Genomic DNA, 8,067 nt, shown 5'->3' with positions numbered 1-8,067 from the left:
ATGGCTTTTTGATTTTACTAAGTTCTTCATTATTCGATATAGGTCTTAAAGGAACGTTAGTATAAAAGAGGGCAATTTCTACCGTTTCATTATCTTTTAATTGTTGCGTTCTACAATCTAAGCTAATGGCATTTACCCCGTTTTTCCAACTATCTACTTTTAGTAGTGGACAACCTAGGCTATAAGCTCCTTTACAATGCCCACCGAAAGCCCTTAGTGAACGCATCATTAAACGGATCCATATAGGATTTAATGTGGGAGAGTAATGAACTCGCTCAGGAATAATCGGTTGTTTTTCTGCATCTAAGATACAAGGTGGTTCATCATTTGAGTTTTGTAATGCGACGTATAATCCAAATTGATTGCCATTTCTTTTCATTAAATAAGCAAATTGTCTGCTATCTAATTCATTATCTATGCGTTCTTCCCAGGCTTTTTCCCAGGCTTTTTTTTCTTGCCATTGATAGCTATTTAGTAAGGGATAGTGATAAACAATAAAATTATCTGCTTTATCAGCATCAATTTGGCTATTAAGATACAGTAAATGTGATAATGGTAATGTTTTTGATTCATTATTTTGTTTCATTATAAAATTTCCTTTAAACGTTGGTGAAGGATTTTAGATAACCAATTAAATCCAGATGTTTTTTGATATTTATCGTGGGTTAGGCAACCAGATAAAAATAGAATTGAGGCATTTTCGACTTTTTGAGGAACTAATTTTTCAGAAAAACCAGATAGGGAACAATCGTCTTCATCAGTTAATAAATTAGCAATGACTAGAATTGAGTCCTTTCCTCGTGTGGCTTGGATTTTTTCTAGCTTTTTGATTACGCCTAACGGCGCAAGACTAGGATCCTTACCAGAAGAAATCCATTGTTGAAAATTATTTTCAGCATCGTCTATTGTGGTGTGAGACCAGTATTTAGCATCGACAAAAACATTTGTATTCGCAATTTCAAAGTCATATAACTCAAATAATTCGGGTTCTTTATCAAGCGAATTAGAATCGATAACTTTCAATTGTTCAGCGTTAAGGAGTGCTTTAATACTTTCCTCGCCAATACGTCCTTGTAAGATACGTTGAACTACTGCTGGATGAAATGCGTATTGTTCTTCAAGATCATTAGTAAAAGGTATTAGCGATATACGAAATCCTTTTCTATTAAACCATTCATATATTTCAGGATGATGTTGAACAACTTTATATAGTTGTTGAGGGTTATATTTTTTTAGTCCAGCTGCTCGATGAGCAAAGAATTGCCAGCTTTTAGGGTCATACCAAATTTCTCCTGTCTGTTTTGATTCTTCAGGAATTTCAAAGCATGCCCAGTTATATAGCGGGGTATTTATATTAAAGCTATTACTATCTGGCTCCCACTGTAAATCGTGTTGTAGTACAGCACGACCAAGCTTATACCAAAGAGAAGAAATATCACTGATATTTGCTTTCCCTTCCCTTGCATCACGAATCTCAGGAATAAGATTATTATCAATAATTTCAATAGCCATAGAACCATTTTGAGATGGCGTTTTTATAAATTGGAGAAAATCGACTCCTCCTTCGCTATGAGTATTGATTAAGTCATCAATAAGTTGATTATTAAGATTTGATATCCAATGTCTATTATTGGTAAAAGTTGTGAGTTGGCTATATTTACGTAAATGTTGTGCAATCTCATTGCTTAAGTGGATGGTAATATTAGGTATATGATTCCACACCCTTTCAATTCTACCGACTTGTTGTTGGATGTCTGCGGCAATGTTTTTAATATAGTCATTAGTTGTTTTATAACGTGCATTTAACTCTGCGATTCCCTTACTTGAGTTATTCATAAGAGGCATGATATATGCTCGCTGTTGTTTGCGAGAAAAAGCAGATGCTCTGACTAATTTTTCTAAATTTCTTAATTGAAAACCAGCATGAGCCATTTCATTATCATCATCATTTCTGTCCCAAGATGAAAAGAAGAAATGTTTACTTTCAACAATGAATAGAGAGGTTAAATCCATTGCGTTATTAGAAGATGGAATAGAGTAATCGAGATTTATGCCATTTGTTGCTGATGCTGTTTGCGTTATTACAAATACTGTTCTATTGGTTTCAAAAGCCGCTTGATAAGCCAGTTCAAAACCTTTTTGTTTTTGTGATTCGGCATTGAGCATACAAAGTATCATCGGTGTATCATTGATCGTTAAAGGAATAAATACTTCTGGGAAATCAGTAAAAATCCCTTGTAGTTTAGGATCGAATTTAATCCAATTTGCACTTTTCCTACTATTTTCAGCCGTTTCATTCAATAGCCATTTTTTTAAGTATTTGAACGAATTAACAAAGACTAAATGGCCTTTATGATATGGCTCTTGGGTTGATAAGCCTAAAATATAAAGTAATTTTAATAGGGTTGATTGGCGATATTCGTATATATGATCGTAACTTTCTACCTCAAAAAATGAGGCGTCTAAATGCTGTTTTATTTCATAAAAATTACTATCAAATATCTCTTTATCAAAATTGTGAATTTGTGTTGTTAGCTTGGAATTTCGTTTTTCTGATTTTAGTTTACCTAGATGTTTAATGACTGAAATTTGTCTATTTTTATCTTCGGTAGTCTGTAAATAAGGGATAGGTTTACTAAACCAACTTTTTGGTCGGTCTTCAAATATATTTCCTAAAAAACTTTCCGTACAGGATGGATTTCTAGCTTGTGCAATATAACGTAATGCATTTTCTATCCATCGAATATCAAAATTTCCGATAGCTCTTTCAATATAAGAAGTGGCGGATAACGCAAAAACAAGATTTCTACTCGCAAGAGATGCCATCAATCCCTCTGGAGTGGTTGGCAATAATGCCCGTTTGGTTTTTATTCTAAGCGGATCAATATCAGCTTCTGCTATATTTGTCGTCAATAGCCAAGTAGTTAGACCAGAGATATTGATTTGAGTATTGGGTAATAAATTAGATTGATTAATTGCCTTTAATTCAGGCAATTTTGTATGAGGAAAAGAAAATGATGAGCTATTTTGTAGGATCTTACTATAGTGAGATGAACGGTAGTCGTTAACTGAATCAAAGAGCAATCGGTTTAATTTTCTTAAATATTCGTAAGCGTCAGATTCATTTTGAGAAAGATTGGAGAGAAGGAAATTAAATTTTCTAATATATTTTTCTAAAACTCTGAGAAAATCGCCAACATCAATTTCATTTTCTATATGAGTTTTATCATTATTTTTATTGATTACTTCAAAGCCATAATCTAGTTGATGTAAAGTAATTCTTTCACTAGTAACTAAATGATCTGAACGAAATAAATATTTATCATCAAATTTTTTTCCAGACTCATATTGCTTTAATGGAATGACAAGTGCTCTAGATTGATTTAAGTTTATATCTTTTGCTGTTAAATCCCCTTCTAGCTCAGTAATGAATTGTTTTAATTTTTCATAAAGTTCAGGGATTGGTTCAGCTGTTGTGTATCGCATTCTAGCGAGTAATCGCTTACCACTTTCAAGTAATTGACCAATACATTCTGGGGGTTCTTGCACTATTTGTGATTGAGATAGTGAGGATTGTAAAATGTCTGCTTGATAATCAAATTCATCAATAAAAATAACTTTTCCTGCTAGTTTATCACTTGAGATATTTACCTTGTTTTTTCCATCATAGAAGGATGTAAATAATTTTTGAGTAGTTAATAGAAGTAAATGTTGGTTATCATCTCTCCAAGTAATAGCTGGAAATATACGCCGAATCCATTTGTTTAAGCGGAATATTTGTAGTTTTTTTTCAGCTTGTTTAGTTAAACTGTGTTCTTTACCATATTTTCTTTTATTAGAACGAATATTTTTTTCTAAAGTAGTCATGTGAGTGAGTAATATATTTTCTATCTGACTACACTGTTTTTTTAATTTTCTTTCCTCCTCTTTAAATAAAAATGTATCAAAATTATTTTTATAATATTTAATTCTTTGATTCATTTTTATAATCTCTTTGCAACTACGTTCTAATACAGTTGCCGTTTCAGCAGAGAAATATCCTAACTTTTCTAATTCCTGAATAGATTGGAATGGATTAGGTAAATCAGATGATGCAAATTCATTTTCATGTGGTAAGCATTGTTGTAATACTGCTGCGGTAATGGTCTCATCTTGTGCGTAAATAATACTTACTCTAAATGGGTTTCCTTGGCTATCTTTTCCAGATATAGCACTATTATATATATCATGTAAGATATTCCATCGATGGGTAACTAAAATAGCCTGTAATCCTTTAGACTTTATATATTCTAGACTTGCTGGAATATCTTTATTAGGACTCCGATATAAAGCACTGCTTTTCCCTCCTCCTGTCGGTCCTTGTAAGGGACAAAATCCTGATATAGCATTAGCTTTATTTAGATGCTTAGATAAAGATAATGCTTGATCGATTGTATATGAAATAATTTCATTATAAGAAAATGGAATTGAGATTTCATTATTCATTATTACTCCTGATAAATGTAGATGATTAATATAAGGTATTTGCAAATAATGTTATATATAACGCTTAATATAATATATTTGTTTTAATATATTTTCATTATTTTTTTAATTATATATTTGTAATAATTTATTAATTATAGTTAATTATATTTTTTATTGGTTTTAATTGTGTTTTTATTAATTAAACATATTAACTATAAAATAATTATTTATAATATATGGAAAAATTATTAAAGTTTTTTTAATATTTGCTAAAATAGATGTGGTATTTAAGGTATTTAAGGTATTTAAGGTATTTAAGGTATTTAAGGTATTTAAGATATTTAAGGTATTTAAGATATTTGAGATATTTAAGATATTTAAGATATTTGAGATATTTGAGATATTTGAGATATTTGAGATATTTGAGATATTTATTTTATGAGATTTATATAAAAAAATAGGGCGAGAAGATCGCCCTATGTTATATGCTTGGAATGAGATTTATTGATCTCTATCATCTACTCCACGTAATAAATAATTACCATCGAGATCAGCAACACTTCTAAAGCCTACGTTATAAATATCACAGGCTTTATTTCGATTAATAGGTTTGTAATCGAAGTTATCGTGATGATGTCCGTGGAAAATCTTTCTGACTCCCATTTTTCTTGCTAATTGATTAATAGCAGCAAACCCTTGTGGATGAGGCCTTGGTGCTTCATGGGAGATTAGAACATCTGCTTTTTGAGTTTCGAGTGCTTCAATATCTGAAGGGAAAATTGAAGTGCGGTGACGTAAAGGAACTCCTCCTCGCCAGATTTTTTCTTGTGGAGAATATTGGCAGAAGTGAATGGGATCAAAAAACATGGGGCGATGTGGGGGCATCCAGATATGTCCACGGAACACTCCTCCTAACCCTGCAATACGAGTCCCTTGAATTTCCACCACTCTCCCATGTAGATTACGAGATTTCCATTCAGAATTCCATAGGGCATCAAATGCGGCAACAGTTTTACTATCATGATTACCATGAATAAACCACAGATCACAATATTGAGCAAGTTTATCTAACTCCTCTGTTGTGGTAAGTTGTAAATCCCCCAAAATAATGAGCGAAACATTTTCATGCTCTTGAACAAAAGGGTAAAGGTGGGCGTAACTCCCATGCGGATCTCCCGCAAAAAGTATCATTATGCTTTCTCTTTTTCTGCTTGTAATGTAAATGGAATATCTTCTTCATTTAGGATTGCTTCAACTATTTCCTTGGTTTGATTATACCGATCTAAATAGCTAGGCGATTCAATCTCAATGTAAGGAACATTATACTTATCTAAAAGTTTTTTGAGTAGTTGTTGGAATCGTTGGCGTTGTTTAGCTGATCCTAAACTGCGTAAGCCATCATCAACCCATTTAGTGTTATTTGCTAATAAAATAGTGACATCAAATGGGTATTCTTTGATCATTGAATCTAAGAACGGATGTGCTTTACCTTCATACTGAATACAGAATGCTTGTGTAGTAATGTAATCCGTGTCAATAATCGCCACTTTATCAGCGTGTTTCATTGCATAATCAATATAGCGTTGATGTCCTAATACAATTTTGGGGTAATCAGAATATTGCATAGCTTGCTCATCACCACCTAATTGTTCAAACACGTATTCACGTCCGTATTCCCAAGCAGATGTAGTATTGAATACATTTGCTAGTTTGCTAACTAATACACTTTTACCACTGCTTTCTCCACCTAAAATTGCAATCGTTTTAACGAAGAAAGGACGCACTTCTTTAGGAATAAATTTCCAATATTGGAAAGGATGACTACGGATCTTAGTTGCTGATACATTAAATGATTGACGAGCAGGATCGACTAAATGTACTTCCAAATTAAGATATTTTTCATAGGGTTCTTTATCTTGAACTTCACTACTGAATACGACGCTAGGCTGAATTCCTTTATCTGTAAATAGTTCTTTTACTCGATTTGCCCAAGCTTCCCAACCATTTGGGTAACTTGGCACACCATCTTCGACTAATTGATGAATAAAAATCTGTTTTTTTTGATATTTGAAAATTTGTTGCATCCAACGTAGACGATCTTCGTTGGTAGGCATATGCTTCATTTTGCTTTCTTTAAATAGGCGTATATCTCGTTCAGTATCCGTACCTACAACAATATGAAGAATATCAACTTTACTGAAGGCTTCGTAGATCATGTTGATATGTCCTGTGTGAACAGGGTAAAATTTACCAAAAATCACACCAATACGTTGGTTTGGATTTTCCACAATATTTAAGGCATCATGAAGCGCTTGTAATTTTGCTGCACTAGGGTTTTTAATTTTTCCAGTCACTAGCTGATTAAAGTAAGCTCGTGTGACATTAGCTTGTGCACAAATGTCATTAACCTTAAGTTTAAGTTGTTTACGTTTTTGTTGAAGATAAGCAAAATCAGTCATAGATAATTCCTCAAAATTAAGGCGAGAATGATAGGGCAAATTGTTCTTTTTGTCATTTTTTTATCAGAAAAATGTATAGTCAAGCGGTCAGTTTCTATGATTTTTTTGCAAAAAAATGTATAAAACCTTTCTACTTTTATCTGAATCGGTATAATCAGCGACCTTCAACGGAGAGCAAATTTTATGGCATTATTAATAACTCACAAATGTACAAATTGTGATATGTGTGAACCCGAGTGTCCTAATCAGGCGATCTCAATGGGGGATGATATCTATGTGATCGATCCTGATCTCTGTACTGAATGTGTGGGACATTATGAAATTCCAACCTGTCAGAAAGTTTGCCCCATCAATAATTGTATTATTACTGATCCGGAAAATGTTGAAACTAATGATCAACTTTGGGAAAAATTTGTATTAATTCATCATGCAGATGAATTGGAAGAGTCTTAGAGATTTAGAGCTTTAGGATGCATTAAGCGGTCAGTTTGTTGGAATTTTTTGCAAATTATTCCTTGGAACTGACCGCTTGTTATTTGGGCTTGTTTAGCTAGAAATTATTCTGCAAGGGCTTTATGTTGTGCTTCAATTAATTGTTGAATGCCTTGTCCTGCTAAATCAAGCAAGGTTAATAATTCAGAATGGCTAAATGGCTCACCTTCAGCTGTTCCTTGAACTTCAACTAAACGACCATCTTCAACCATTACCACATTCATATCTGTTTCCGCATTAGAATCTTCAACATATTCTAAATCACACACAGCCTCACCATTTACGATACCCACTGAAATTGCAGCCACTAAACCTTTAAGTGGATTTTGTTTTAATACGCCATCTGCGATTAATTTATTAATGGCATCGTGTAATGCAACACAAGCCCCAGTAATTGATGCAGTACGAGTACCACCATCCGCTTGGATTACATCACAATCAATCGTGATAGTACGCTCACCCAATGCTTTTAAATCAACAATAGCGCGTAATGAACGAGCGATAAGACGTTGGATTTCCATAGTTCTTCCGCCTTGTTTACCTTTTGCTGCTTCACGTTGTGTTCTGGTGTGAGTCGCTCTTGGTAACATGCCATATTCTGCTGTAACCCAACCTTGTTGTTGGCCTTTTAAGAAACGAGGTACATTTT

At 33.2% G+C, this 8,067-nt stretch carries 6 protein-coding genes; 1 reads left to right on the top strand and 5 read right to left on the bottom strand.

Translation table 11 applies throughout. The features are described from left to right. The 4 genes from Q1J40_RS08265 to nadR all read right to left on the bottom strand — a co-directional run. Positions 1-586: hypothetical protein (locus Q1J40_RS08265; RefSeq protein WP_301099657.1), on the bottom strand; the 586-nt coding region annotated here is incomplete at its 3' end. Beyond that, positions 586-4,485, bottom strand: a complete 3,900-nt coding sequence (locus Q1J40_RS08260) for a hypothetical protein (RefSeq protein WP_301099656.1) — start codon at positions 4,483-4,485, stop codon at positions 586-588. The genes Q1J40_RS08265 and Q1J40_RS08260, both read right to left, overlap by 1 nt. A 483-nt stretch (positions 4,486-4,968) precedes the next feature. After that, positions 4,969-5,658 (bottom strand): metallophosphoesterase family protein, encoded by a 690-nt coding sequence (locus Q1J40_RS08255; RefSeq protein WP_301099655.1) that lies wholly within the window; start codon positions 5,656-5,658, stop codon positions 4,969-4,971. Next, complete coding sequence (gene nadR / locus Q1J40_RS08250) at positions 5,658-6,926, bottom strand: multifunctional transcriptional regulator/nicotinamide-nucleotide adenylyltransferase/ribosylnicotinamide kinase NadR (protein WP_301099654.1); 1,269 nt, start codon at positions 6,924-6,926, stop codon at positions 5,658-5,660. Before nadR ends, Q1J40_RS08255 begins: the two co-directional genes overlap by 1 nt. A gap of 183 nt (positions 6,927-7,109) precedes the next feature. Here nadR and Q1J40_RS08245 point away from each other — a divergent pair, with 183 nt between their 5' ends. Beyond that, the gene (locus Q1J40_RS08245) at positions 7,110-7,379 is read left to right on the top strand and encodes a YfhL family 4Fe-4S dicluster ferredoxin (protein WP_301099653.1); all 270 of its coding nucleotides are present in this window, start codon (positions 7,110-7,112) and stop codon (positions 7,377-7,379) included. Between the two features lie 104 nt (positions 7,380-7,483). Here Q1J40_RS08245 and rph read toward each other — a convergent pair. Beyond that, positions 7,484-8,067: ribonuclease PH (gene rph, locus Q1J40_RS08240; protein WP_301099652.1), on the bottom strand; the 584-nt coding region annotated here is incomplete at its 5' end.

This window comes from Otariodibacter sp. (genome assembly GCF_029256985.1).
GTDB lineage: Bacteria > Pseudomonadota > Gammaproteobacteria > Enterobacterales > Pasteurellaceae > Otariodibacter.
Note: the sequence above shows the minus strand (reverse complement) of the source record. Positions and strands in the feature narration are given on the sequence as shown.

Excerpts from the sequence above, each read along its gene's own strand:
- Q1J40_RS08245 (WP_301099653.1), top strand. The coding sequence starts at position 7,110 with ATGGCATTATTAATAACTCACAAATGTACAAATTGTGATATGTGTGAA.
- Q1J40_RS08255 (WP_301099655.1), bottom strand. The coding sequence starts at position 5,658 with ATGATACTTTTTGCGGGAGATCCGCATGGGAGTTACGCCCACCTTTAC.
- Q1J40_RS08260 (WP_301099656.1), bottom strand. The coding sequence starts at position 4,485 with ATGAATAATGAAATCTCAATTCCATTTTCTTATAATGAAATTATTTCA.
- nadR (WP_301099654.1), bottom strand. The coding sequence starts at position 6,926 with ATGACTGATTTTGCTTATCTTCAACAAAAACGTAAACAACTTAAACTT.